The sequence below is a fragment of the Streptomyces sp. NPDC059255 genome (assembly GCF_042752355.1).
Classification (GTDB): Bacteria; Actinomycetota; Actinomycetes; order Streptomycetales; family Streptomycetaceae; genus Streptomyces.
The window spans coordinates 121,517-145,510 of sequence record NZ_JBHYZP010000013.1 but is presented as its reverse complement, the minus strand read 5'-3'; the positions used below and the strand labels follow the sequence as shown (position 1 = coordinate 145,510).

Genomic DNA, 23,994 nt, shown 5'->3' with positions numbered 1-23,994 from the left:
GCGGACGCGGGGTTTCGGTACCCCCGGCGCCCGCCGGTAGGCTGGCGAAGATCTGGCCTGACAAGGGCGTCCGGCCGTCGGCCCACGTTGCAAAGGTAATCCGGGCTATGCGAATTGGTGTGCTCACGTCAGGCGGCGACTGTCCCGGCCTCAACGCCGTGATCAGGTCCGTCGTGCACCGGGCCGTCGTCGACCACGGCGACGAGGTGATCGGCTTCCACGACGGCTGGAAGGGCCTCCTGGAGTGCGACTACCGCAAGCTCGACCTCGACGCGGTGGCCGGCATCCTGGCCCGCGGCGGCACCATCCTCGGCTCGTCCCGCGTCCAGCCCGCGCATCTGCGCGACGGCGTGGAGCGGGCCAGGGGCCATGTCGCCGACCTCGGGCTCGACGCGATCATCCCGATCGGCGGTGAGGGCACGCTCAAGGCCGCGCATCTGCTCTCGGAGGCCGGTCTGCCGATCGTCGGCGTGCCGAAGACCATCGACAACGACATCGCCTCGACCGACGTCACCTTCGGCTTCGACACGGCCGTCGGGGTCGCGACCGAGGCGCTCGACCGGCTCAAGACGACCGCCGAGTCGCACCAGCGCGTGCTGATCGTCGAGGTCATGGGCCGGCACACCGGCTGGATCGCGCTGCACTCCGGTATGGCGGCGGGCGCGCACGCCATCGTGGTGCCCGAGCGGCCCTTCGACATCGGTGAGCTGACCGAGGTGGTCGGCAAGCGGTTCTCGGCGGGCAAGCGGTTCGCGATCGTCGTGGTCGCGGAGGGCGCGAAGCCGCGCGAGGGCTCGATGGAGTTCGAGGTCGGCGGCAAGGACATGTACGGCCACGAGCGGTTCGCGGGCGTCGCCCGGCAGCTCTCGATCGAGCTGGAGGAGCGCCTCGGCAAGGAGGCCAGGCCCGTCATACTCGGGCACGTCCAGCGCGGCGGCACGCCCACCGCGTACGACCGGGTGCTGGCGACCCGGTTCGGCTGGCACGCGGTCGAGGCGGCGCACCGCTCGGAGTTCGGCATGCTGACGGCACTGCGCGGCACGGACATCGTGATGGTCCCGCTGGGCGAGGCCGTGGAGACCCTCAAGACGGTGCCGCCGGAGCGGTACGCCGAGGCGGAGTGCGTGCTCTGACCCGCCCCCCGGCCCCTCCCCCGGCCTCCGGTACGGGACGGACCGCCCCCGGTCGCGATCGCGGCCGGGGGCGGTTCTAGTCTGGTGCGGACAGCAGGGACAGCCGGCGCGCAGACCACCGCCGGTGGGCGGCGGGCGCGGCGGAGGACGGCGGGCACCGCGGTCACGGCCACGGGAAGCACCGGGAGCGCACGGATGGATCACAGCGGGCACGGCATGACCATGGATCTGCCGCCGTTCACGCTGGGACGAGGGCTGGAGTACTCCCCCGACCTCTTCTTCCTGACCGGCTGCCTGGTCGCGCTCGCCCTGTACGGCTGGGGCGTCGTCCGGCTGCGCCGGCGCGGTGACGGCTGGGGGGTCGGCCGGACCGTCGCCTTCGTCCTCGGGGTGCTGACCATCGCGCTGGTGATGTGCACCGGGCTGAACGACTACGGCATGGTCATGTTCAGCGTGCACATGGTCCAGCACATGGTGATCAGCATGGTCTCGCCGATCCTGCTGCTGCTCGGCGCCCCGGTGACACTGGCGCTGCGCGCCCTGCCGGTCGCGGGCCGGGGCAGCGACGGGCGCAGCCGGAAGGGGCCGCGCGAGCTGCTGCTGGCGCTGCTGCACAGCCGGTACGTACGGGTGGTCACGCACCCCGCCTTCACCATCCCGCTCTTCATCGCGAGCCTGTACGGGCTCTACTTCACGCCGCTCTTCGACTTCCTGATGGAGTCCAAGGCCGGGCACATCGCGATGATGGTGCACTTCCTCGCCGTCGGGCTGGTCTTCTTCTGGCCGATCATGGGGATCGACCCGGGGCCGCACCGTCCCGGGTATGTGATGCGGATGCTGGAGCTGTTCGCCGGGATGCCGTTCCACGCGTTCTTCGGCATCGCGCTGATGATGGCGAGCGAGCCGATGGTCAAGGCGTACGAGAACCCGCCCGCCTCGCTCGGGATCGACGCCCTCTCCGACCAGAACGCGGCCGGCGGCATCGCCTGGGCGTTCAGCGAGATCCCGTCCGTGCTGGTCCTGGTCGCACTGGTCTACCAGTGGTACCACTCGGAGCAGCGGCAGGCCAGGCGCACCGACCGGGCCGCGGACCGGGACGGCGACAAGGAGCTGGCGGAGTACAACGCCTACCTGGCCTCGCTCCAGGCCCGGGGGCGGTAGCGCGAACCCGGGTCGCCGGGCGACGATGGGCGTCATGGCCCCGGCCTGGAGGAGGACGCGTATGTCCGGATCCACGAAGACTATGGGTGTGGTGACCGTCGGCGCGCTGGTGGTGGTCACGGGGTACACGGCGGCGCTGGGCAGCAACGGCTGGCTGTGGTTCGGGTGGGTGGTCCTGGGGCTGGTGACGCTCGGCCTCGCCGTGGCCCGCGGCCACTGAGATCCTCCGGCTCCCACCGGCACACCAATGCGCAACCTCCCGGTTGCACAACAGGTCGATGAGTGCAACTCTTGAGTTGCACGTCAGAGCTGTTCCTCAGAGCTGTTTCCACCGGGAGGTTTCTCATGTCCACATCCGACGACCGCATCGAGCGCGAGGTCTTCATCGCGGCGCCCCCGGAGCGCGTCTGGGCGGTCCTCACCGAACCGGAACACGTCGGTTCGTGGTTCGGGCAGGGCGAGCCGACGCCCGTCGATCTGCGCCCCGGCGGGATCATGTTCCTGGACCACGGGAAGTTCGGCGAGTTCCGTACGGTCATCGTGAAGGTCGACCCGCCGCACCACTTCTCGTACCGCTGGGCGAGCGCGTACCCCGGCGAGGTGGCCGACGAAGGGAACTCCACCCTTGTGGAGTTCACGCTCACGCCCGAGGGCGAGGGGACCAGGCTGCGGGTGGTGGAGACCGGCTTCGCCGCTATCGTGATCCCCGAGGAGCGGCGGGACACCGCCTCCAAGGAGAGCCACACGGGGGGCTGGACGGACATGGTCGGCGTCATCAGGGATTACGCGGAGCGGCTCGGCGCATGACGACGGACTCCGCCGGCGGGGACCCGGGGCAGGCCGCGCCCGCTTCCGGCGACGGCACCGCCGCCGGAAGCGGTCAGGACGCGGTGGCGGAGGTGCTCGCCGCGCTGGCGGACCCGACCCGGCGCCGGATACTCGACGCCCTGGCGGCGCACGGCGAGGCGACCGCGACGGTGCTGGCCGGAGAGCTGCCGGTCAGCCGGCAGGCCATCGTCAAGCATCTCGGCGTCCTGGACCGGGCCGGACTGGTCACCGGACACCGGGAGGGGCGCGAGGCGCGGTACGCGGTACGGCCCGACCGGCTCAGTGTGACCGCGCGCTGGATGGACCGGGTCGCGGCCGACTGGGACGCCCGGCTGGCCGCCATCAAGCGGCTCGCCGAGGCGGCGGCTCCGCCGGACGACGGAGCGCCGGCGGCCGGAGCCTGACGCCACGCGGCACGTACACACCGCAGGGGTGCACGTGCCGCATGGCGCCGGGCTCCGCGCCGGTCAGGGGCGCGGGCCGGTCAGGCGCTCCCGCTCCTGTGCCGGGGCTCCTCGCGCCGGGTCTCGGTGACACGGAGCGTGGGCTTCCCGTCCGTGCCCGACGCCGCGCCCGGGGTACGGGCGTCCTTGCCGTCCTTGGACGCGCCCTTCAGCGAGTCGAGGATGGCCATGCCCTGCCCGACCAGTCCGGCCGCCAGGTCGTTGACGCCGCCGGTACCGTTCAGGACCGTCAGGTGGGCACCCGCCATGCCCCGGGCCGCCGCGTCGGCCAGCGCCGGCAGGTTCTCGACCGTGCGGTTGGCGGCGATGAGCTCCTGGTTGCCGTCCTTCAGGGACTCGGCGCGCGCGGTGTTCGCGTCGGCCTGGGCCTGGGCGAGGGTGCGCTCGCCGTACGCGGAGGCGTCCGCCTCGAACTTCACCCGGTCCCTGGCGGCCTCCGCCAGGGTGCGCTGACGGTACGCCTCGGCGTCCGCCGGGCGCCGCACCTCGGCCTCCAGCCGCTGCGCCGCCAGCTCGGCCTGACGCTGCGCCAGGGCCGTCTGCTGTTCGATGGTCTCCTGCGAGGCCCGCGCCTCGGCCAGCGGTCCCGCCTGCGCGGCGCGGGCGTTGACCTGCTCCGTCTCGGCGTGGAAACCGGCCCGCTTGATCGCGGTGTCCCGTTCGTACTCGGCCTTCAGCGCGGCGGCCTGCTGCTCGCGTTCGCTCGCCTCCTGGTCCGACTTGGCCCGGGCGATCCGGGCCTGGCCGGCGACGGCCGCCGCGTGCGGGGCTGCCAGGTTCTCGATGTAGCCGGTGGCGTCGTCGATCTCCTGGATCTGGAGGGCGTCGACGACGATGCCGAGCTTCTCCATCTCGCTGTGGCTGCCCTGCTTGACCTCCTGGGCGACCCGGTCGCGCTCGCGGATGATCTGTTCCACCGTCAGTCCGCCGACGATGGAGCGGAGGTGACCGGCGAAGATCCGGCCCACCAGCTCCTCCATCCGGTCCTGTTCCGCCAGGAAGCGCCGGGCCGCGTTGGCGATCGACACCGTGTCGTCGCCGACCTTGAACACGGCCACCGCACGGACGTTGAGCCGGATTCCCTGCTGGGTGACGCAGTCCTCGACGATCTCCGCCTCGCGGAGCGCCAGGGAGAGCATCCGTACCTTGTGCTTGACCGGCATCACGAAGCTGCCGTGTCCCGTGACGATCCGGAACTGAGTGTCCTGCGCCTGTCGTTTGGAGCCGGAGATGAGCATCGCCTCGTTGGGCGCGGGAACATGCCAGAACAGCATGGTGTGCTCCTGTCGTACTGTCTGTACGCCGGTACCGCTGTCGTGCCGCCGCGCGTGCGTGCGGCTTCCTCATGGTGGAGTGCGTCCTTCAGGAGGGGAGGAGTTCCACGATCACCGAGCGTGCCGAGATCGACTCGACGACGACCACCCGGCGGTCCTTGCCGATCGGACCGTCCGCCCAGGCCGCGTAGGCCTCGGAGCCGCCCCGCACGGCCACCAGCACCTCGCCGGGCCCGTTCGGCGGGATCGGGACGGTGACCCTGCCGATGGCCCCGACCGGGCTCTGTGAGAAGTCATCCGCCACGGACATACGTCGCTGCCGCGATCATGCCGACCACGCCTCCCGGAGGCCGCGCCTCCGACCTCGTCCTTCATCGAGAACGCCCCCGGCGAAGCGGCCGACGGCGACATACCCTCGATATCTTCACAGTACTCCGCGGAGCGTCGGGGCACCGTCGGGCCGGTACACCCCTGGGGCGACGCGCCCGAGCCGCCCCGCGCGGTGGCGCGGGACGGCTCGTGGTACGGCGGCGGGCCCGTCACACGGCCCCGTTCGTGACGTGGCCGGCCATGACACGACCCGGTCGTGACGGCTCAGTCGCGGCGCGCCGGCTCGGTGGGGAACCGCCGGTGCAGCCCGCTCCAGTCCAGCACGTGTTCCGCCTGCCGGGTCGTCTGGTGGGCCGCCTCGCGCGCTTCGGTGATGACGTCGCCGTGCTCGCGGAGGAGCTGGTCATAGATCGGGGGATTCGATGCCACGTTCATGGTCTGTCAAGTTCTTCCGGTCGGCAATCGTCGGCCGCTGAACTCTACTTCGTAGGTGCTGAGATCGTCGCCCTCGATCATCCCCAGTAGCAAACCACCCTCACGTAAGGTTGCGATATGGCGGGTCACGGCAACCGTTGACGGAATTTTCCCAAGCATTTCAAGCCCGTCGCCTTGCAATCAACGCTCGATGTCATGTCGACATATGAGCAGGAAGTCGGTCTCGATCAGCCCCGGGGAGAATCTGGGGAGATTCGGCCGGCACACCCCCGCTTCCCGAGCGATCCGTCGATGACTGCGCGCCCCCGGAGCGGTCGAGATGACGATTCCCTCCGGTGTCCGATCAGGCGCGTCTCAGTGTTGAGTTGGAGGTCCGACGTGAGCGATTTCTCCATCATCGCCATGCTTACCGCAACAGGTGCCCATCGGCGGGCAGTTCGATGTCCAGGACGTCGTGGGGCAGGACCGCGCGGTCGATGGTCAGCAGGAGCGGCTCTGCCCACTCGGACCAGCCCACCCCGTCCGGCAACGAGGGAAGCCCGCCGGCGACACCCGTGCCGGACAGCTGAGTTCACTCGGTCCGCGTGCTGGTCGCCGACGGTGTCAGGTGGGCGAGGATCAACACACGCGCAGCCGGTCCGGAAACCAACTGCGCGAGCCGCGTCGCGTACGGCCCGTCGCGCGACCACCCCCGCCCTCGCCGTCCGGGGCCGGGGTGAAGGCCGGCCGCCGCAACGTGCCCGTTCGGCTCGGCAGTTGGCCACGGCGCGACGCGCGGTGGGTCAGCTCTTGCGGGCGATGGCGCCGTACATCGCGATGTCACGGTCGTCCATGGCCACCTGACCGACGTCCGGACGCCACTTGTGGACCTGGGTCACGCCCGGCTCGATCAGCTCCAGACCGTCGAAGAACGCGGTGGCCTCGGCCAGCGTACGGAGCTGCATGGGCATGCCGCGCTTCGCATACTCCTCGGCCACATGACCGACCTCCACCGGGGCGAAGTCGGCGGTGCCGATGGTCATCGCCAGGTAGCTGCCGGACGGCAGCGGGGCGAGGAGGCGCTGGACGAGGCCGTGGTCGTCGTCGTCCGCCAGGATGAAGTGCAGAATCCCGATGATCATGAGACCGACCGGCTCGCGCAGGTCCAGCAGCTCCTGGAACTGGGGCGAGCCGATGATCGCGTCCGGGTCCCGCATATCGGCGTCGATGTAGGCCGTACGGCCCTCGGGAGCGCTGGTCAGCAGGGCGCGGGCGTGCGCGAGGACGATCGGGTCGTTGTCGACGTAGACGACCCGGGAGTCGGGCGCGACCGTCTGGACGACCTCGTGCATGTTGGGCTGGGTGGGCAGGCCCGTACCGATGTCCAGGAACTGCCTGATGCCCTTCTCCGCGGCCAGGTAACGGGCCGCGCGGTGCATGAACTCCCGGTTGGCCCGCATGTGGATGGGGAGCGCGGGCCACTCCCGGCACATCGAGTCGCCGGCCTCCTGGTCGACCTGGTAGTTGTCCTTGCCGCCCAGGATGTAGTCGTACACGCGCGCGGAGTGCGCCTCCCCGGTGTTGAAACGATCTTCTGGAGAGTTCTGCGGTGCCATCTTCGCTCCTCCCGGGTACCGCGGCCGGCGCGACGCCGGGGCGCGGTACCGGTACCGGTCCCGTCCCAAACTGAAGCCTTGGTCCAGAGCTTAGACGCTCAGTGATCTCGCGCCGCCGTGGACCAGCCGATCAGTGCGCCGCGCAGGGCCGCCACCAGCCGGGTCGCGGCCTCCTCCTCGGGGCGTCCGCTCTTGATGAGGTCGAGAATGTCCCGTGGGTCGAACAGCGCGTTCCAGAGGAACAGGGCCTCGTCCCCGAGGTCCCCGAGCCCGAGTTCCTCGGTGGTCTGCCGCAGCGGCTCGGCCAGCGCCTCGGCCTGGGGCGCGAGATAGCCGGTGCCCTCACGCAGCCGTTCGAGATAGCCGCGGTGCGAGCGCATCTGCGCCATGGCGCCGCCGTGTTCGAGGACGAGCGACACCCAGTAGCGCGACACCTCCTCCAGCCTCACCATGCCCCGGCTGGTCTGGCGCGCGCTGAAGTCGCGCAGCTCGGAACCGACTTGGGCCCGGAAGGCGTGCAGGATCTCCTCGACGGAGGAGAAGTGCCGGTAGGCGGTCGCGGTGGACACCTCCGCGTGCTTGGCGATCTCGGCCAGGCTGACCGGTGTCGGCGAGTTCTCGAAGAGCAGCGCGGCGGCCTTGATGAGGTGCCTGCGGTTGCGCTCGGTGTCGCTGCGCATGGGACGACTCCCCCGTTGTGTGTGGGACGGCGGGTTCACCGGAGGGCCGAGAGGCCGCGGGCCAGCCGGCGGACGCCCTCGGTGATGGACTCCGGTCCGGCAGCGTACGACAGCCGGAGGTGCCCCTCGCCCCGGGCGCCGAACTCGCTGCCCGGCCGGACGGCGACGCCGTGCGCGCGCAGTTCGGCGACGACGTGCGCCGAGGGCAGGTCGAGGTCGTACCGCGGGAACTGGTAGAACGCCCCCTCCGGCGCGCTCAGGGTGAGGCCGGGGACCGCGGCCAGTTCCGCGCGCATCAGTTCGCCGCGGCGTTCGTACGCGGCGCGCATCCTGGCGATGTCGTCGTCGCAGGTCCGCACCGCGACGAGGGCGGCGTCCTGGACGACCGTGTTCACCGACCCGTTGAAGGTGTTGTGGATCCGCGCGGACGCCTGGATGAGCGGCGACGGGCCCCAGAGGTAGCCGACCCGCCAGCCGGTCATCGCGTAACTCTTGGAGAACGTCTGGCAGTAGACCGTGCGGTCGCGCAGGCCGTCGACCGAGACCGTGGAGGTGAAGGGCCGGCCGGTGTGGTCGAGGTCGGCGTACGCCTCGTCCGAGATGACGATCGTGTCCGTGCCCGCGAGCAGGCCGGCGAGCGCGTCGAGTTCCTCGCGGCCGTGCACGATCCCGGTCGGGTTGACCGGGTTGCAGAACACGAAGAGCTTCGCGCCCGTGAGGGCGTCGGCCAGCCGGTCGAGGTCCCAGTGCAGGTCCGGCGCGAGCGGGACGGGGACGACGACACCGCCGGCCATGTGCACCAGGTCGGCGTAGAGGGAGTACGTGGGGTCGGGTACGACGACCTTGTCGCCGGGGTCGACGATCCCGAGGATCGACGCGGCGAGACCGGCGGTTCCGCCCTGGGTGATCAGGATGTCGGCGGCGGAGACCGGTGCCTTGGCGATGCCCGCGAGCTTCTCGGCGAGCGCCTCGCGCAGCGCCGGCTCGCCGAGCAGCGGCGAGTAGTGGGTGCGTCCGGCGCGGATCGCGGCGTGGGCCGCCTCGACCACCTGCTCGGGGGTGTCGAAGTCGGGCTCGCCCATGGCGAGGGAGACGAGGTCGCCGCCGGACTGCGGCTGCTGCGTCCGGCGGGAGGCGGCGGCGATCCGGGCGACGGCTCCGGCGGGCGCGAAGGCGGGCAGCGGGGTGGCGGTGGTGGGCGGCATGCGCTCCTCCTGGAGGCGGGAGATGGTCAGGCGTGGGGTGCGGCGCCGGCGGGTGCCCCCGCCCAGCGGCTGATCTCAAGGTCGGCGGAGGTGTCGCGCTGCCGGGTGGGGGCCACGACGATCTCCTGGAGCACGACCCGCTGGGGCAGCGTGACCGCGAGGCGGACGGCCTCCGCCACGTCCTCGGGCCGCAGCATGTGGGCGCGTTCCTCGGCGGCGGGCGGCCGGGCCCGGTGGTCGAGGATGGGGGTGTCCGCCTCGCCGGGCAGTACGGTGACGGCCCGCAGCCCCTGGTTGCGGAAGGTGTTGTGCAGGAAGGTCATGAAGTTGCGGACACCGGCCTTGGCCGCGCCGTAGGCGGCCCCGCCGAGCAGGTTGGGGTTGACGGCGGCGAGCGAGGAGACCGTGACGATCGTCCCGGTGCCGCGGCCGAGCATGTCCGGGAGCACGGCCTGGGTGAGCTGGAAGACCGCCGTGAGGTTCACGTCGAGGACGTGGCGCCACTCGTCGTGCGGCAGCCACTGCGGGTTGAGCACGGACGAGGAACTTCCCGCGTTGTTGATCAGCACGTCGACCGGGCCGAGTTCGGCGTGGACGCGGTCGACCAGGCGCGCCACGTCGTCCGCGCGCGTGATGTCCGCCGCGATCGCGTGAGCGGTTCCGCCCTCGGATTGGATCGTGTCCCGGACGTCGTCGAGCGCCGCCTGCCGGCGGCCGACGAGGACGACGGTGATGCCGTCCCGGGCGAGAAGCCGGGCGGTCTCCCGCCCCATTCCGCTGCCGGCTCCGGTGATGAGCGCGGTCCTGCCGGTCGACGTCACCGTTCCTCCTCCACAGAAGACATGAGATGTGAGATGTGAGTTACAAATGAGAATAACTTCTCATCTAGCGGTGGGCAAGGGCGCCGCGAAGCCGAGGGCCCCGAACGCCCGGGCCACCGCGCGCTCCAGCACCCGTACCTCGGCCTCCCGTTCCGCGTGGGCACGGAGCGAGGTCTCGCGGTCGACCCAGCGGAACCGGAGCTCCCGGCCCGGTCCGGCCTGCCCCAGCAGCGGGAGCGACGCCCGCGAGGCGACGCCCACGATCGGGTAACCGGCCGTCAGGCTCCGGTATCTGCCGAGGACGATGAGCTCGTCCGCGTGCGGGATCTGGAGGGCCCCGACCGGCACCCCGTGCGACACGATCTCGGTGTCGGTGTCGGGGTGGCGCACCGGCCCGTCGAGCCGCAGGCCGACGTGGTTGGAGCGGGCGGTGACGACATAGGGCGACGCCTCGATCACCTCGCGGACCCCGGGGATGGCGTGGATCCCCCCGCTCTCGACGACATCGATGTTCCAGGGCCCCTCCGCGCACCGCAGGACCGGAACGGGGAGCCGGAACAGCGGCGGCCGGAAGGCTCCGCGGCCGAAACCCCGGAACCCCGTCTCCAGCAGCACGTCCGTCCCTCTGCCGAGGAGCTGCCCGAACCCCATCCGCGCGTCCGGGGCGGCGCTGCCGAGGAAGGTCGGCGCGGCGATCGCGCCGTTCACGGCCAGGTAGGCGCGGGCTCCCCGGGCGAGGTCGCAGCGGACCCTGATCTCGTGCCCGGCCGGCACCACCATCGGGGTCCAGCTGTCGACCGGTACGTCGCCGACGGTCACCCGGGCGGGGGCACCGGTCACGGCGACCAGGATGTCCCCGTCGGGCACGAGCGCCAGCTCGCCCCCGAGGTTCTCGATCAGCGTCGCGCCGCGCGCGTTTCCCACGAGGATGTTGGCGACCGCCGCGGAGTGCTGGTCGGCCGCCCCGCCGGTGGGCACACCCCGGCGCTCGGTGTCCTGGCGGCCGAGGTCCTGGAACGTCGTGATCCACCCCGTACCGGTGATGCCGAGGCCCACGGTCGTCATGCCCGCACCTCCACCGGGAGCAGGAATCCCGCGTCCAGCGCCGCCGCCTCGTCCCGGGTGACGGGGACGAACCGTACGAGGTCCCCGGTGCCGAACGAGACCGGGTCCGGGCGGGAGATGTCGACGATGGTGTGCGGGGTACGCCCGACCACCCGCCAGCCGGTCGGGCCCGGGAACGGCTGGATGATCGCGTTGGTGCCGGCGATCATGATCGCCCCGGGCGCGACATCCGTACGCGGCTCGGCGCGCCGGCGTACCGGCCCCGGCACCTGGAGCCCGTCCATCATCGGAGCCATCGCCGCACCCAGGAGGGAGATCGTGAACGTGGACTCCGCGATGGCCTCGACCACTTGGGCCGGGGCCAGGCCCACTTCCTCGGCGACGGACGCCAGATCGGGGCCGGCCTCCTCGTCGAAGACGACCGGGACGGCGAACCGGTGGACCGGACGGGGCCGGGCCGGATCGCCGGCCGGTATCCGTTCCGCCAGGAGCCGGGCCGCGTACGCGATGTGCTGGAGCGCCGTCTCCAGCGGGTCGAACTCGATGAGCAGCGACTCCAGTCCGGAGACGACGTCGAGCACACCGTGCGGGCGGTTGGCGAGGAACCGGTCGCGGAAGGCGGTGACGGCGGCCCTGCGGACCCCCCGGTCGGCCTCGGGAACGGTCACCATCACCGCCGAGTCCCCGAAGGGTTCGACGGTGATCGCGACGGTGGCGAACTGTGCGGTGTCCATGGAGATCGCGCCCTCACCCCTCAACGGGTGAGCGCGGCCCCGGCCTTCTCGGCCAGGACGTCCCGCAGGCCCGTGGCACGGATGCCGTCCGCGTCGAGTGCGGCACGCAGGGCGGTGCCGTTCTCCAGGACCGTCGGGTGGTCGCCGTGCAGCAGCAGCACATCGGCGTCGTGGCCGAGCTCCACGACATTGCCGTTGACGGAGCGCACGGTGCCCTCCCGTACGACCTGGACGGCCCGCTCGCCGATGAGCGCGGGGTCGTGGACCAGACCCTGCTCGTGCGAGCGCGGCACGGGCATGCCGTCGTCGCCGTACCCGCGGTCCGCCAGGAACACGTAGCCGACCTTCAGGTCCCGCTTGCGCGACTCCTCGGCGAGCAGGCCGCGCTGACAGATGACGAGGTAGTCGGGGTTGTACGCGGCGACCGCGTCCGTGATGGCGCGGGCGTGTTTGGCGTCGGTCTGCGCGATCGAGCCCATGCGGCCGTGCGGGGCGACATGGCTGATCGTGCCGCCGTGGACGCGCGCGAAGGCGTCGAGCGCCCCGAGCTGGTAGAGGACGTCGGTACGGATCTCCTCCTCCGACGCCTCGATGAGCCGGCGGCCGAACCCGACGAGGTCGGGGTAGCCGGGGTGGGCGCCGAGTTCGATGCCGCGGGCCACGCACGCGGCGACCGTACGGTCGATGACGCGCGGGTCACCGGCGTGGAAGCCGCAGGCGATGTTGGACGAGGTGACGAGGCCGAGCAGCGCGTCGTCGTCGCCGATCGTGTAGTTGCCGAAGCTCTCGCCGAGGTCGGCGACGACGGCTACCGAGTTGATTCCCATGGTGTCTCCCGGAGTTGGTGCGGTTCAGTGGGACGCGAGCGGTCGGCCCTTGGTCTCGCGCAGGAACGCGAGGGTGACCAGGGTGATCAGGGCGGTGACGATGGAGGCGAACGCCGGGATCAGGTTGGATCCGGTCGACTCGATCAGTGTGGTCATCAGGAGCGGGGCGCTGCCGCCGAAGATGATCGTCGAGATGCTGAACCCGATGCTGTACGCGGAGTAGCGCACGGTGGTCGGGAACAGCTCGGCGAGCACGGTGTGCACCACCGCCGCGTGGCCGGAGAACGCGATCGCGAGCACGGTGGTGCCGATGCACGCGAGGCCGAACTCGCCGGTCGTGATGAGCAGGAACATCGGGTAGGAGACCACGGCCGTCGCGACCGCGGAGAAGATGAGCACCGGTTTGCGGCCGATACGGTCCGACAGCCGGGCCATGAGCGGGATACAGATCACGATGGCGATCAGGCTGACCGCGGTGACCATGAGCGCCCGCAGCATCGGGAAGTTGTGCGCGCCGAGGGAGGTTTTCAGGTAGGTCGGCATGTACACGAACAGCAGGTAGTAGCCGGGTCCGTTGAGCGCGGGGAGGAAGATCGTGAGCGCGATCGCCCTCAGGTGCCGCGGGTTGGTGAGCGCCGACTTCAGCGGGTTGCGTACGACGGTGTTCTGTTCGCGCAGCGCCGTGAAGTGCGGGGTCTCCTCCAGCTGGCGGCGGATGTAGAAGCCGATGTAGCCGAGCGGGACGGCGAGGAGGAACGGCACCCGCCAGGCCCAGGAGGTCATCGCGTCGTCGCCGAGTGTCGTGATGAGTACGGCGGAGAAGGCGCTGCCGAACATGAGGGCGACGAACGAGCCGACGGCGATGAAGCTCATCATGTAGTTGCGGCGCGCGTCCGGCGCGTACTCACCGACGAAGGACATCGCGCCGGCCACCTCGCCGCCCGCCGAGAAGCCCTGGAGCACACGGAGCAGGACCAGGAGGAGGGGCGCGAAGACACCGATGACGGCGGAGGAGGGGATGAGGCCGATGGCCGCTGTCGCCGCGGAGATGAGCACCAGGAGGGTGGCCAGCAGGGACTTGCGGCCGATCCTGTCGCCGAGGTATCCGCAGATGACGCTGCCGAAGGGGCGTGCGATGAAGCTGACCAGGAAGCCGACGTTGGTGAGGAAGAGCCCTCCGGCCTCGGCCTCGCCCATGATGTTGATCGCGAGATAGGTGACGAGCAGGCCGTAGATGCCGTAGTCGTACCACTCCACGAAGGAGCCGACCGCGCCGGCGACCGTGGCCTTGCGGACGACCTTGCCGTTCGCGGTGACGACGTCGGCCACTGCCGGGGCGGAGTGAACCGACGTGGTCCCGTGCCGGTCTGACGTCGTGTCGAGCCGATCTGACGTTGTCATACGTTCACTTTCGGTGTCGCGGACTCCTGGAACGGTGTCCTGAGAATCGTGCGCTGAACGTGGTCGCAGTCGGCAGTCGCCCCTGTGCCGAGGCGTGCCACCGGCGTTGCGCGTTCTCGTGGGTCTTCGTGGGTCCTCACGGGAAGGCGACGACGGTGTCTCGGCGGAGTGGTGCGGCTCGGCCCCCTCCGGGGACCCGTTCACCGGCCGGGGCCGGGGGGAGAGGTTCAGGGCGCGGGGCCGTGGAGAAGTGCCGGAGCCAAGTTGCGACTCGAATCGCGAATGAGAATAGATTCGCATTCCGGGGGCGGTCAAGGACTTGCGTTACCCCCTTGTCAACCTTGCGTTTCCGGCGGACTCCCACCTCGGCCACCAGGGGATCTTCCGGCGCCGTCGTGGATTTTCCGACGGATCACCGGCCGCACCGTCGGCCGCACGGTCCCACCGAAGCACCACCCGGCCCGGGGGGACACCTCCCTTCGACCCTTGCCTCGCGACACGGATGGATGCAGACTGTCCCCGGCGAAACGCGAAAGGTTTCGCACTTCATGACCTGACGGAACACCCGACGGCCCCACGGCCCGGGCGCCGGCGGCAACACGGCGCCCACAGCAACACAACGGCAGTTGGACGACATCACGGACGGCATCCAGCTCCCGTACCGCTCCCGTACAGCTCTCGTACGGCCCCGCCTCCCTCACCATCCGCATCCGCATCCGCATCCGCATCCGCATCCGCATCCGAAGGAGACTGTGATGGCCCAGGACAACGTGCGCGTGCACACCGCGTGGGACCGCGTCGACCCCGCCGTGCTCGACCGGTTCCGCGAGCATTCCGTGGCGAACCTGGGTGACGCCCTCGACCGGCTGAACATCGCCGACGGGGGCATCACACCGATCTGGACCGGTGCCAGGGCCGTGGGCACGGCGCTCCCGGTGCTCACCGTCGCGGGTGACAACAAGGCCGTGATCGCCGCCCTGGAACACATCCGCCCCGGCGACATCGTGGTCGTCAACGCCTTCGGTTACGACGGCCGCGCCATCGTCGGCGACAACCTCGCCCAGCGGTTCGCCCTCTACGGCGCCGTCGGCGCGGTCGTCGACGGCTATGTGCGCGACGGCGCGATCATCGAGAAGCTCGGCGTCCCGGTCTTCGCGCGCGGGCTCACCCCCGCCGGCCCGTTCAAGAACGGGCCGGGCACGATCGGCGAAGCGGTCGCGATCGGCGGCGTCGTGGTGCATCCCGGGGACATCGTCGCCGCCGACGAGGACGGCGTCATCGTCATCCCGCCGCACCGCGCCGACGAGGCGCTCACGGCGGTCGAGGAGATCGTCGCCCGTGAGGCCGCGCTGGACGCCGAGGTCGCGGCGACGAGGAGCAGGCTCGCGTGAGTACGGCACGACACCGGGCGGAGGACCGGCTGCGGCACCGGGCGGAGGAACCAGCGGAGGACCGGCTCAGGGTCGTGGTCGCCGCACCGCTGTCCGAGGAGAACTGCGCGCGTGTCCGGGAGCTGGAACCACGGATCGACCTCGTCGTCGACCACACGCTCCTGCCCCCGATGCGCTGGCCCGCCGACTTCGCCGGTGATCCGTCGTGGCGGCGCACCCCCGCGCAGCAGCGTTCCTACGAGGCGGCCGTCGATTCGGCGGACGCCCTCTACGGCATCCCCGACGTGGCCCCGGCCGCCCTGGCCCGAACGGTCCACGCCAACCCGCGGCTGCGCTGGGTGCACACGATGGCCGCGGGCGGGGGGAGCCAGGTCAGGGCCGCACGGCTCGGCGACGACGAACTCGACCGGGTCCGGTTCACCACCTCGGCCGGTGTGCACGGCGGGCCGCTCGCCGAGTTCGCCGTCCTCGGGGTACTCGCGGGCGCCAAGGACCTGCCCCGCCTGGCCCGCCAGCAGCGCCACCACGAGTGGAGCGGTCGCTGGACGATGCGGCAGGTGAGCGAGCAGACGGTGCTCGTGCTCGGCCTCGGGGGGATCGGCCGGGCCGTCGCGGCGAAACTGCACGCGCTGGGCGCGACCGTCATCGGCACGAGCAGGAGGTGCACCGATGGCACTGCTGTCGCGGGTGTCACCGGTGTCGCGGGTGTCACCACCGTGGTGCGTCCCGACCGTATCGTCGAGGTGGCACCGGCGGTGGACGCCGTCGTGAACACACTCCCCGGCACCCCGGCGACCGAGCATCTCCTCGGCACACGGTTCTTCGACGCCCTGCGCCCCGGAGCCACCGTCGTCAGTGTCGGCCGGGGAAGCGTCGTCGACGAGGCGGCCCTGCTCGCCGCGCTCGACTCCGGCCGGGTGGGTTTCGCCGCGCTGGACGTCTTCGAGACGGAGCCGCTGCCGGGTCACAGTCCGCTCTGGGACCACGAGCGGGTGCTGGTGAGCCCGCACACCGCCGCGCTCGACCCCGCGGAGGACCGGCTCATCGCCGAACTCTTCGCCGCCAACGCCACCCGGCTCCTGGACGGGCGGGAGTTGCTCAACCGCGTGAACACCGTCGAGTTCTACTGACACCGGATCGCCGGCCCGGCCTTCCGGACCTTCGACGGCGTCCGCCTCAGCCGTCGGTGAGCAGTCCCGCGTCATGGGCGAGGACGGCGGCCTGGACGCGGTTGGCGCAGCCGGTGCGGGTCAGGATGCGGCTGATGTGGGCCTTGACCGTGCTCGCGCTCAGATGGAGCCGGTCGGCGATCTCGCCGTTCGAGAGGCCGGTGCCGAGCAGCCCCAGGACCTCGCGCTCCGCGGCGGTCAGCCCGTCGGTCCTGCGCAGGGCCGCCTCGGCCTCATGTCCGGACCGTACGTGCCGTTCCAGTAGCTGGCGGGTGATCCGGGGCGCCAGTACGGGCTCGCCGTCCGCGGCGATCCGCACCGAACGGATCAGCTCGGCCGGGCCCGTGTCCTTGAGCAGGAAGCCGGTCGCGCCGACCCGCAGGGCGCGGGTGACGCTCCGCTCCTCGCCGAAGGCCGTCAGCATCACCACATGGGTACGGGGCGAGGTCCTGGCGATCTCCTCGGCGGCGGTGATGCCGTCCTTGCCGGGCATCTGGATGTCGAGGAGGGCCACGTCGATGTCCTGGCCCCGGCACGCGGCGACCGCCTCATGTCCGTCGGCGGCCTCCGCGGCCACCTCGACGTCCTCCGCGTTCTCCAGGATCAGCCGGATGCCGGCGCGCATCAGGGTCTCGTCGTCGGCGATGAGAACTCGGATCATCGCCTTATCTTAGGGCCGCCATCACCAGCAGGATCACGAGGAAGGCCACGGTGGGCAGGATGACCACCGCCGCCGCGCATCCGGCGCCCAGCACCCGCGGCCAGGTCAGCACCGCGGCCGGGAGCGGAGGGTACGCCCCGGCCGCGCTCCGGTCCCCGGCTCCTTCCCGGGCGTCCGCCGGGCGCCCGGACCGGCCCGTCCGTACGGGCTGCTCCGGGCGTACGGGCTGTTCCGGCTGCGTGGGCAGCAGGGCCTCGACCCGGAACCCGCCGAACGCGAGGGGGCCCGCGCCGAACGAGCCGCCCAGGAGCGAGATCCGTTCCTCCAGGCCGACCAGGCCGCTGCGGTTTCCCGGCCGGGGCGCGCGGGGCACCCGGGGCGCCTCGTTCGTCACGGAGACCGCGATCCGGCCGTCGGCGTGCCGGACCTCCACCCGGGTGGGCGCCCCGGAGGCGTGCTTGAGCGCGTTGGTCAGCGACTCGCGCACCAGGCGGTGCACCGCCTGGCGGGTCCGCGGGGACGCGTCGGCCGTGTCGGGGCCCGACCAGTCGAGGGTGACCGCCATGTCCGCCTGCGCGGACTCGGCCACGAGGGCTGCGATGTCGTCGTGGGTGCCCCGGCTGCCGCCGGGTTCCACGGTGGGGTCCTGGAGTTCCTCGCGGCGCAGCACCCCGAGGATCTCGCGCAGCTCCTCCATCGCCGTGCCCGCGGTGGTGCGCAGCAGTTCGGCCTGTCCGGCCAGCGGCGGCGCCTGCCGCGCCGCGGCCAGTTCCAGCGCTCCCGCGTGCACCGAGATCAGGCTCAGCTTGTGGCCGAGCAGATCGTGCATCTCCCCGGCGATCCGGTTCCGCTCCTCCATCCGTGCCGCCACGGCGGCCAGTGAACGGGCCTGCTCCAGATAGGCGTTGCGTTCCCGCAGCAGGCTGACGAGCGGCCGCCGCTGCCCGAGCAGGGTGCCGGCCAGCGTGGGGAGGACCATCAGCAGCGCCACGGAGAGCGTGTTGCCCGCCACGATCTCGGGCCACGTCAGGGACTCGGCCACCGGGTCGCCGGCCGTCCGGCCGCCGGTCACCAGTGCCACCATCACGGCCAGGGCGGCGGCCAGCACGGAGGCCGCGCCCGCGGCCTGCCAGGCGCGGCGCGGGGCGACGCGGCGGGTGGCGGACACCACGATCAGGGGCACCGCCGCCAGGATCCACACGCTGGAGCCGACGAGCAGCGGCGCCGTGGCGGCCACGGCGAGCGCGGGGTGGCGGTGTCGGCCGAGCACCAGCACGACCGTCCACAGCCCTTCCAGGGCGGCGAAGACCGGCCGGTCCTCGACCAGTTCCTCGGGCAGGTAGGTCAGGGGAATCAGCGCGAGGGCGGCGACCAGGACGCAGGCCAGCGCCTCGGTGACGACGGTACGGCGCGGGGCGGCGCGGAGGGCCGCCCCGCACTCCACCGCCTCGCGCCGGACGCCCTTCCACACCTTCCGCACGCCCCGCCGCGCCCGCTCCCGTATCCGTGTCACCGGCACCCTTGCCTCGCTCCTCGTCGCGCTTCTCCCCGGGACCGTAGCGTCCGCCGGACCGGCCGGGGGACGGCGGGTTCCCGCCCTCACGCGCCGGGGCTCGGGCTCAGCCGGGCCTTCAGCCCGGCCACGTCGGCACCGTCCGCGCGCAGCAGCCGCGCGGCCTCCCCCTCGTCGTCGGCGAGCAGGGCGGCCAGGAGGTGGACGGTTCCGGCCGTGGAGTCGCCGCGCTCGGCCACCGTGAGCTGGGTGACGGACCGGACCCGTTCGATGCCGGGCGAGCGCGGCACGTCGGTGGGGGCGGGGAAGGGGCCGGGGGCCGGGGCGGGGACGGCCGCCCGCGCCGCGTCGAGCAGGGAGACCGGGCGGACACCGTGCGTACGGAGCAGGTCCGCGCCCGCGTTGGCGGCGGCGTTCCCCTCCGGGAACGAGCGGCCGGTGAGGGTGAGCGCCCGGTCCAGCGCCATGACGGCCAGCAGCAGGTCCACCGGCTCGATCACGCCGTGTCCGCGCCGTACGGTCTGGCGCTCGGCCTCCCCGAACACCGAGGTGATCATCCCGTCGCCGTCCGGGCCGCTGCGGAACATCCAGGACAGGAGGACGCGGGAGAGCCCGCCGCCCTCGCCCAGCACGCCCGTACCGCGCATCCCCTTGACGCTCCGGGGCTCCGGGAAGTCCGGATCCGTGGCGGCGCCCGCGTCCAGGGCGTCCAGTGCGGTGGAGACTGCGGCCTTGTCTATCCGCTCCAGCGTCATGGCCTCCAGCGCCCGGCTGTCGGTGAGTTCGAGCAGGGCGCGGGCGATGTGCCGGCAGCGGACGCTGGGTGTTCCCTCGCGGCGGGCCAGCCGCAGGGCGCGCAGGAGGCAGGCGCGCAGCGCCCCGGACGGCTCGGGCGGGAGGGCGTCGGCCTCGGGGGCGGCGCCGCGCCCGGACTTGTGCGTGGCGAGCCAGGTCGCCTCGCGCCATACGGCGTCGGCCTCGGCCTCGTCACCGGGATGGGGCGGCAGGGGATCGGAGCCGGCGGCCGTGTCGTCGTGCACCCAGGGCCGGGGGTTGTCGGGGGAGGTGAGCGCCCCGATGATGCCGCCGAGCCCCCCGGCGCGGCGCCAGTTGGTGGCGACCGCCTCGCCCGCCGGTGTGTCGCCCATGACGAGCATGTGCACCAGGTGCTCGGTGCCGACGGTCCGGCTCTCGCATTTGGTGGCCTCACGCACGGTCTCCGTGAGCAGGTCGATGACGTCGGCCTCGAACTCCGTGGTGTGGGCGGCGGCGTCGGGTACGGCGGGCGTCGGCTGCTCTGTCATCGGAAGGGGTCCCCTCGGGTGCGGTGGCCGGTGGTGCGGGCCGGTGGCCGGGAGGCCGCGGTGGGTCCGCGGCCGGGTCTGGCACCGACGTTAGGGGCGGGCCCGGCCCCCGCGCGTCGGCCGACCGGCCATCTCTCCCGGCCGACCGGCCATTTCCGTCGCCCGGCCGGCCATCTCCGCCGGCCAACTGGCCATCTCCCTCGCCCGACCGGCTGTCCCTCCCGGTCAACCAGCCATCCCTCTCGGCCGGCCGGCCGTCCCCCTCGGCCAACTGGCCGCCCCTCTCGCCCGACCGACCGTCCCCCTCGGCCGACCGGCCTTCCCCGCCGCCAACCTGGCGGTGCCGGTCCTCCAACTCGCCGTTCCGCGCGGTCGGTCGGCGCCGCGACCGCGTCCGACCGGCGACGACCCCGCTTTTGCCTGAGAGACAAACAGGCTGTGAGGATTCCGTAACACTCCTTTATTCCGGATGATTCATTTCGGTAACTCCCTCTGGTTGAATGGGGGTTCGCAAGCAGCGGCGAGGTGACAAGACCTCGGCGCCTCGCCTGGAGGACCCCTTGCCTGAGATGTACGTCCGGGTGCGCTGGCCGGACGGTGAAATCCAGCGCTGTTACTCCCCTTCCACCGTCGTGGAGGAGTACTTCGCCGCGGGGGCCACGTACACCGTCCCCGACTTCGTCGAGCGGAGCCGGACGGCTCTGGGTATCGCGAGCGACCGGGTACGGGAGAAGTTCGGCTTCGCGTGCACCGCCGCCGCGGCCGAACTCGCCAGGATCGAGGGCATCGCCGCCACGTACCGGGCCGAACCGCCGGCCCTGGTCACGGTGGAGGCGCTGCTGAACGCCGACGGGAGTGAGCGGTGACCCCGGAGGTGGACGGCGCGCACTATCCGGTTGCGGTCATAGGCGGCGGCCAGGCGGGGCTCTCGGTCAGCTACTGCCTGCGCGAGCGCGAGATCGACCACATAGTGATCGAGGCGCACCGCGTGGGCAACGAATGGCGTGCGCGGCGCTGGGACACGTTCTGTCTCGTGACCCCCAACTGGCAGTGCAAGCTGCCGGACTACCCGTACCAGGGGTCCGACCCGGACGGCTTCATGAACCGGGACGAGATAGTGCAGTACCTGGAGGAGTACGTGGCCTTCTTCCGTCCGCCCCTGGTGGAGGGGGTGAAGGTCACCCGGCTGCGGCGCACCAAGGCCGGGATATTCGAACTCACCACGACCGCAGGCGTCCTGACGGCCGACCAGGTCGTCGTGGCCACCGGTCCGTACCACACCACGTCGGTGCCGCGGATGGCCGAGCGGCTGCCGGCCGCCATGCACCGGATCCACTCCTCGCAGTACCGCAACCCCGGGCAACTGCCCGACGGCGGTGTGCTGGTGGTGGGCACCGGGCAGTCCGGCTGCCAGATCGCGGAGGATCTGCATCTGGCGGGACGGCAGGTCCATCTCTCCGTCGGCAGCGCCCCGCGTGTCGCCCGCTTCTACCGGGGCAGGGACTGTGTGGCCTGGCTGGACGACATGGGGCACTACTCCAGGACCATCGACGACTTCGACGACGCGGCTTCCGTCCGGATGCGGGTCAACCACTACGTGACCGGCCGCGACGGCGGGCGCGACATCGATCTGCGGGTCTTCGCGCGGGACGGGATGCGGCTGTACGGGCGGCTCACGGGCGCGCGGGGGACGGTGCTCGACTTCGCGGACGACCTGAAGGTCAATCTCGACCGGGCCGACTCCGTCGCCGACTCCATCAAGGACTCCATCGACGCGCACATCGCGGCCCAGGGCATCGACGCGCCGGCCGAGGAGCGCTACGTACCGGTGTGGGAGCCCACCGAGCAGCCCGCCTCGCTCGATCTGGCGAAGGCCGGGATCACCTCGGTGGTGTGGTCCACCGGCTTCTCCCGGGACCACCGGTGGATCGAGACCCCGGTCTTCGACGGGCGCGGCTACCCGATGCACCGGCGCGGTGTCACCAACTCCCCCGGCCTGTACTTCCTGGGGCTGCCCTGGCAGTTCACCTGGGGGTCGGGACGCTTCGAATCGGTGGGCAGGGACGCGGAGTTCCTCGCGGACCACATCGAGGCGAGCCGCCGTCTCGCCGATGTGTGCGGCACCATCACCGGCGCACCCACCACGCTCACCGCCGCGCTTCCCGTGGGCTGAGCGAAGGCCACCGGAGCGAGCAGGGCCACCGCACCCGGAAGGGCCACCGCACCCGGCAGGTCACCGGACCGAGCAGGCTCACCGGACCAGGCAGGTCACCGGACCAAGGAAGGTCACCGGATCATGCTGCACGACGCACACCGTCATCTCGGTGTGCTCCCCTCGTATCCCTTCTACGGCGGGCCCCCCGTCAACCCTGACACCACGGCCCGTACCACGGTCAAGCAGCTCCTCGCCGATCTCGACGCCGAAGGTACGGAACGGGCCCTGGTCCTTCCCAACTACGGGGTGCCGGATCCCGATGTCGCCTTCTCCTTCAACGAGTTGGTGATCGAGGCCGCGCAGAGCGACGACCGGATCCGGGCCGGGCTGTGGGTCTCGCCCCGCCCGGAGGACGAGGAGCGCACCGCGCGCGCCCTGGCGCTGGCCGGGGAGGACGGGGTGCGGGCGCTCAAGCTCAGCTTCCTGCTCGGCGGGCGCGCCACCGATCCCGCGTGCCGGCCGATGCTGGACCGGATCTTCCACGAGGCGGAGCGCCACGGTCTGGTGGTCCATGTCCACACCTCGCCGGGCGCGGCCTCCGACATCGACGAGGTCGGCCATCTCGTCGAGTGGTACGCCGACCGGGTGCCGGTCCACCTGGTGCACTTCGGCGGCGGCATGAGCGGCCACATCAAGCTGGTCGGCTCGCGCTTCTTCGACTGGATCGCCGCCGGCAAGCGCGTCTACACCGACCTCTCCTGGGCCATCGGCTTCGCACCGCTGTGGCTGGTCCGGGAGATCGAGCACCGCGGCATCGGCCACGACCGGGTGCTCTTCGCCAGCGACCAGCCGTGGGGCGACTTCGCGGGCGAACACGCCCGGCTGGCCGCCGCCGCGGGCGACGGCGAACTGGGCGGGCTGGTCTTCCGGGACACGTTCGCCGCGCTCTACGACTGAGGCCGCGCTCTACGACCGAGGCCGCGCTGCGCTCCACGACCGAGATTGAGGATGTGATGTGGTGAAGCCGCTATGGGGCTGACCCGCCGACTGGCTGATGTCTCGACCGTTCTGTTCGGAGTGTTCCGGCGGCGCGGCGCGCCGCCCGCCGCCCCGCTCACCGAACCGCACGGCGAGCTCCACACCGACCGGCACACCGGCCCGCGTGCCGACGTGCCGAACCACGCGTACCGACCCGCCTCCGACGGCCCGACAGCCGCGGGAGCGTCCACCGATCCCCCGCCCCTCCACCTGCCCGCAGCTCCCTCCCCATCCCTGCCCCAGCCTTTACGCGCTCAACCTCCGTATCTGCCGAAGGAGACCCTCATGTCCGAGTCCACCGCCGAACTGACCGACGTCGAGCAGAAGTCGCTGTCGGAGATACCGCACCCCTCTCTCCCCGAGGGGTCCAGCATCTACGGTTCCACGAAGGTCTTCCCCGACTACCGGGCGGAGAACGGCGAGTCGTACTTCACGCTCGTCCACGGCATCGCCCACGAGTCCTCGGTGTCGTTCGTCGCCGTCCTCCAGGCCACCCGCGCGCTGCGCAAGGGCTTCGAGACCGCGATCTACTTCTACGGTCCCGGCTCGCTCAACTGTCTCGCCACGCGTGGCTTCCCGACGGTCGGCAACTCCGCCTTCCCCGGCGAGCACAACATCAACAACCAGCTCAAGACGTTCATCGCCGAGGGCGGCAAGGCGTACTGCTGCCGCTTCGGTCTCTCGCTCCACGGCGCTCGTGAGGAGGACCTGATCGAGGGTGTGATCCCCACCCATCCGCTGGATGTCCAGGACGCCCTGATCCACTACGCCCGCAAGGGCGCCATCATCAACTCCACCTACCAGCTCTGA

Annotated in this window: 26 protein-coding genes; 11 read left to right on the top strand and 15 right to left on the bottom strand. The window is 71.7% G+C overall.

Translation table 11 applies throughout. From position 1 onward, the window contains the following. Positions 1 to 107: 107 nt before the first annotated feature. The 5 genes from ACFXKG_RS17680 (at position 108) to ACFXKG_RS17660 (ending at position 3,526) form a co-directional block, all read left to right on the top strand. Positions 108 to 1,133, top strand: coding sequence for a 6-phosphofructokinase (locus ACFXKG_RS17680; RefSeq protein ID WP_382899227.1), 1,026 nt, complete (start codon positions 108 to 110; stop codon positions 1,131 to 1,133). Between the two features lie 195 nt (positions 1,134 to 1,328). Next, positions 1,329 to 2,294 carry a cytochrome c oxidase assembly protein gene (locus tag ACFXKG_RS17675; RefSeq protein WP_384839163.1) on the top strand — a complete coding sequence of 322 codons (966 nt, stop codon included), beginning with the start codon at positions 1,329 to 1,331 and terminating at the stop codon, positions 2,292 to 2,294. A gap of 61 nt (positions 2,295 to 2,355) precedes the next feature. Beyond that, positions 2,356 to 2,514, top strand: coding sequence for a hypothetical protein (locus ACFXKG_RS17670; protein WP_365819194.1), 159 nt, complete (start codon positions 2,356 to 2,358; stop codon positions 2,512 to 2,514). A gap of 125 nt (positions 2,515 to 2,639) precedes the next feature. Continuing rightward, on the top strand, positions 2,640 to 3,101 hold the full coding sequence (locus ACFXKG_RS17665; protein ID WP_384839159.1) for an SRPBCC family protein: 462 nt from the start codon (positions 2,640 to 2,642) through the stop codon (positions 3,099 to 3,101). Positions 3,102 to 3,184: 83 nt separating this feature from the next. After that, entirely contained in the window at positions 3,185 to 3,526 is a 342-nt protein-coding gene (locus ACFXKG_RS17660) for an ArsR/SmtB family transcription factor (protein ID WP_384839301.1), read from the top strand. Between the two features lie 80 nt (positions 3,527 to 3,606). On the opposite strand, the gene ACFXKG_RS17655 is transcribed toward ACFXKG_RS17660, so the two are convergent. The 12 genes from ACFXKG_RS17655 to ACFXKG_RS17600 all read right to left on the bottom strand — a co-directional run bounded on the left by ACFXKG_RS17655 (position 3,607) and on the right by ACFXKG_RS17600 (position 13,953). Beyond that, positions 3,607 to 4,860, bottom strand: a complete 1,254-nt coding sequence (locus ACFXKG_RS17655) for an SPFH domain-containing protein (RefSeq protein WP_384839156.1) — start codon at positions 4,858 to 4,860, stop codon at positions 3,607 to 3,609. Between the two features lie 88 nt (positions 4,861 to 4,948). Continuing rightward, a complete protein-coding gene (locus tag ACFXKG_RS17650; protein ID WP_384839153.1) occupies positions 4,949 to 5,170 on the bottom strand; it encodes a hypothetical protein in 222 nt (73 codons plus the stop codon). 284 nt (positions 5,171 to 5,454) lie between these two features. After that, positions 5,455 to 5,625 (bottom strand): hypothetical protein, encoded by a 171-nt coding sequence (locus tag ACFXKG_RS17645; RefSeq protein ID WP_384839150.1) that lies wholly within the window; start codon positions 5,623 to 5,625, stop codon positions 5,455 to 5,457. Positions 5,626 to 6,031: 406 nt separating this feature from the next. Then, complete coding sequence (locus ACFXKG_RS17640) at positions 6,032 to 6,154, bottom strand: hypothetical protein (RefSeq protein ID WP_384839147.1); 123 nt, start codon at positions 6,152 to 6,154, stop codon at positions 6,032 to 6,034. A 253-nt stretch (positions 6,155 to 6,407) separates the two neighbouring features. Then, entirely contained in the window at positions 6,408 to 7,220 is an 813-nt protein-coding gene (locus tag ACFXKG_RS17635) for an SAM-dependent methyltransferase (RefSeq protein ID WP_384839144.1), read from the bottom strand. Positions 7,221 to 7,318: 98 nt separating this feature from the next. Next, complete coding sequence (locus ACFXKG_RS17630) at positions 7,319 to 7,900, bottom strand: TetR/AcrR family transcriptional regulator (protein WP_384839141.1); 582 nt, start codon at positions 7,898 to 7,900, stop codon at positions 7,319 to 7,321. Positions 7,901 to 7,935: 35 nt separating this feature from the next. Then, positions 7,936 to 9,105 (bottom strand): pyridoxal phosphate-dependent aminotransferase, encoded by a 1,170-nt coding sequence (locus tag ACFXKG_RS17625; protein ID WP_384839138.1) that lies wholly within the window; start codon positions 9,103 to 9,105, stop codon positions 7,936 to 7,938. Positions 9,106 to 9,131: 26 nt separating this feature from the next. Continuing rightward, positions 9,132 to 9,926: an SDR family oxidoreductase gene (locus ACFXKG_RS17620; protein WP_384839134.1), complete on the bottom strand. Its 795-nt coding sequence runs from the start codon at positions 9,924 to 9,926 to the stop codon at positions 9,132 to 9,134. 60 nt (positions 9,927 to 9,986) lie between these two features. Then, entirely contained in the window at positions 9,987 to 10,991 is a 1,005-nt protein-coding gene (locus ACFXKG_RS17615; protein ID WP_384839130.1) for a biotin-dependent carboxyltransferase family protein, read from the bottom strand. Further along, the gene (locus tag ACFXKG_RS17610; RefSeq protein WP_384839127.1) at positions 10,988 to 11,725 is read right to left on the bottom strand and encodes an allophanate hydrolase subunit 1; all 738 of its coding nucleotides are present in this window, start codon (positions 11,723 to 11,725) and stop codon (positions 10,988 to 10,990) included. The genes ACFXKG_RS17615 and ACFXKG_RS17610 overlap by 4 nt, the downstream gene beginning before the upstream one ends. Positions 11,726 to 11,745: 20 nt before the next feature. Continuing rightward, positions 11,746 to 12,552 (bottom strand): LamB/YcsF family protein, encoded by an 807-nt coding sequence (locus ACFXKG_RS17605; RefSeq protein WP_384839124.1) that lies wholly within the window; start codon positions 12,550 to 12,552, stop codon positions 11,746 to 11,748. Positions 12,553 to 12,576: 24 nt separating this feature from the next. Next, positions 12,577 to 13,953 carry an MFS transporter gene (locus ACFXKG_RS17600; RefSeq protein ID WP_384839121.1) on the bottom strand — a complete coding sequence of 459 codons (1,377 nt, stop codon included), beginning with the start codon at positions 13,951 to 13,953 and terminating at the stop codon, positions 12,577 to 12,579. A 755-nt stretch (positions 13,954 to 14,708) separates the two neighbouring features. On the opposite strand from ACFXKG_RS17600, the gene ACFXKG_RS17595 reads away from it, so the two are divergent. Beyond that, on the top strand, positions 14,709 to 15,344 hold the full coding sequence (locus ACFXKG_RS17595) for an RraA family protein (RefSeq protein ID WP_384839119.1): 636 nt from the start codon (positions 14,709 to 14,711) through the stop codon (positions 15,342 to 15,344). Then, a complete protein-coding gene (locus tag ACFXKG_RS17590; RefSeq protein ID WP_384839116.1) occupies positions 15,341 to 16,474 on the top strand; it encodes a D-2-hydroxyacid dehydrogenase in 1,134 nt (377 codons plus the stop codon). Before ACFXKG_RS17595 ends, ACFXKG_RS17590 begins: the two co-directional genes overlap by 4 nt. 46 nt (positions 16,475 to 16,520) lie before the next feature. On the opposite strand, the gene ACFXKG_RS17585 is transcribed toward ACFXKG_RS17590, so the two are convergent. From ACFXKG_RS17585 to ACFXKG_RS17575, 3 genes are all read right to left on the bottom strand, one after another. Next, positions 16,521 to 17,174: a response regulator gene (locus tag ACFXKG_RS17585; RefSeq protein ID WP_384839113.1), complete on the bottom strand. Its 654-nt coding sequence runs from the start codon at positions 17,172 to 17,174 to the stop codon at positions 16,521 to 16,523. 4 nt (positions 17,175 to 17,178) lie between these two features. Next, positions 17,179 to 18,693: a sensor histidine kinase gene (locus ACFXKG_RS17580; protein WP_384839110.1), complete on the bottom strand. Its 1,515-nt coding sequence runs from the start codon at positions 18,691 to 18,693 to the stop codon at positions 17,179 to 17,181. Between the two features lie 80 nt (positions 18,694 to 18,773). Beyond that, positions 18,774 to 19,991, bottom strand: coding sequence for a Clp protease N-terminal domain-containing protein (locus tag ACFXKG_RS17575; RefSeq protein ID WP_384839107.1), 1,218 nt, complete (start codon positions 19,989 to 19,991; stop codon positions 18,774 to 18,776). Between the two features lie 569 nt (positions 19,992 to 20,560). Between ACFXKG_RS17575 and ACFXKG_RS17570 the strand changes: the two genes are divergently transcribed. The 4 genes from ACFXKG_RS17570 (at position 20,561) to ACFXKG_RS17555 (ending at position 23,994) form a co-directional block, all read left to right on the top strand. Continuing rightward, positions 20,561 to 20,857 carry an MSMEG_0570 family nitrogen starvation response protein gene (locus ACFXKG_RS17570; RefSeq protein ID WP_365816078.1) on the top strand — a complete coding sequence of 99 codons (297 nt, stop codon included), beginning with the start codon at positions 20,561 to 20,563 and terminating at the stop codon, positions 20,855 to 20,857. Further along, entirely contained in the window at positions 20,854 to 22,164 is a 1,311-nt protein-coding gene (locus ACFXKG_RS17565; RefSeq protein WP_384839104.1) for an MSMEG_0569 family flavin-dependent oxidoreductase, read from the top strand. Before ACFXKG_RS17570 ends, ACFXKG_RS17565 begins: the two co-directional genes overlap by 4 nt. Before the next feature lie 123 nt (positions 22,165 to 22,287). Next, positions 22,288 to 23,103, top strand: coding sequence for an amidohydrolase family protein (locus tag ACFXKG_RS17560; protein WP_384839101.1), 816 nt, complete (start codon positions 22,288 to 22,290; stop codon positions 23,101 to 23,103). Positions 23,104 to 23,469: 366 nt separating this feature from the next. Continuing rightward, positions 23,470 to 23,994 (top strand): MSMEG_0572/Sll0783 family nitrogen starvation response protein, encoded by a 525-nt coding sequence (locus ACFXKG_RS17555; RefSeq protein WP_365816046.1) that lies wholly within the window; start codon positions 23,470 to 23,472, stop codon positions 23,992 to 23,994.

Coding starts and splice junctions, on each gene's coding strand:
- ACFXKG_RS17680 (WP_382899227.1), top strand. CDS start 108: ATGCGAATTGGTGTGCTCACGTCAGGCGGCGACTGTCCCGGCCTCAAC.
- ACFXKG_RS17675 (WP_384839163.1), top strand. CDS start 1,329: ATGGATCACAGCGGGCACGGCATGACCATGGATCTGCCGCCGTTCACG.
- ACFXKG_RS17670 (WP_365819194.1), top strand. CDS start 2,356: ATGTCCGGATCCACGAAGACTATGGGTGTGGTGACCGTCGGCGCGCTG.
- ACFXKG_RS17665 (WP_384839159.1), top strand. CDS start 2,640: ATGTCCACATCCGACGACCGCATCGAGCGCGAGGTCTTCATCGCGGCG.
- ACFXKG_RS17655 (WP_384839156.1), bottom strand. CDS start 4,860: ATGCTGTTCTGGCATGTTCCCGCGCCCAACGAGGCGATGCTCATCTCC.
- ACFXKG_RS17650 (WP_384839153.1), bottom strand. CDS start 5,170: ATGTCCGTGGCGGATGACTTCTCACAGAGCCCGGTCGGGGCCATCGGC.
- ACFXKG_RS17645 (WP_384839150.1), bottom strand. CDS start 5,625: ATGAACGTGGCATCGAATCCCCCGATCTATGACCAGCTCCTCCGCGAG.
- ACFXKG_RS17635 (WP_384839144.1), bottom strand. CDS start 7,220: ATGGCACCGCAGAACTCTCCAGAAGATCGTTTCAACACCGGGGAGGCG.
- ACFXKG_RS17630 (WP_384839141.1), bottom strand. CDS start 7,900: ATGCGCAGCGACACCGAGCGCAACCGCAGGCACCTCATCAAGGCCGCC.
- ACFXKG_RS17625 (WP_384839138.1), bottom strand. CDS start 9,105: ATGCCGCCCACCACCGCCACCCCGCTGCCCGCCTTCGCGCCCGCCGGA.
- ACFXKG_RS17615 (WP_384839130.1), bottom strand. CDS start 10,991: ATGACGACCGTGGGCCTCGGCATCACCGGTACGGGGTGGATCACGACG.
- ACFXKG_RS17610 (WP_384839127.1), bottom strand. CDS start 11,725: ATGGACACCGCACAGTTCGCCACCGTCGCGATCACCGTCGAACCCTTC.
- ACFXKG_RS17605 (WP_384839124.1), bottom strand. CDS start 12,552: ATGGGAATCAACTCGGTAGCCGTCGTCGCCGACCTCGGCGAGAGCTTC.
- ACFXKG_RS17600 (WP_384839121.1), bottom strand. CDS start 13,953: ATGACAACGTCAGATCGGCTCGACACGACGTCAGACCGGCACGGGACC.
- ACFXKG_RS17595 (WP_384839119.1), top strand. CDS start 14,709: ATGGCCCAGGACAACGTGCGCGTGCACACCGCGTGGGACCGCGTCGAC.
- ACFXKG_RS17585 (WP_384839113.1), bottom strand. CDS start 17,174: ATGATCCGAGTTCTCATCGCCGACGACGAGACCCTGATGCGCGCCGGC.
- ACFXKG_RS17575 (WP_384839107.1), bottom strand. CDS start 19,991: ATGACAGAGCAGCCGACGCCCGCCGTACCCGACGCCGCCGCCCACACC.
- ACFXKG_RS17570 (WP_365816078.1), top strand. CDS start 20,561: ATGTACGTCCGGGTGCGCTGGCCGGACGGTGAAATCCAGCGCTGTTAC.
- ACFXKG_RS17560 (WP_384839101.1), top strand. CDS start 22,288: ATGCTGCACGACGCACACCGTCATCTCGGTGTGCTCCCCTCGTATCCC.
- ACFXKG_RS17555 (WP_365816046.1), top strand. CDS start 23,470: ATGTCCGAGTCCACCGCCGAACTGACCGACGTCGAGCAGAAGTCGCTG.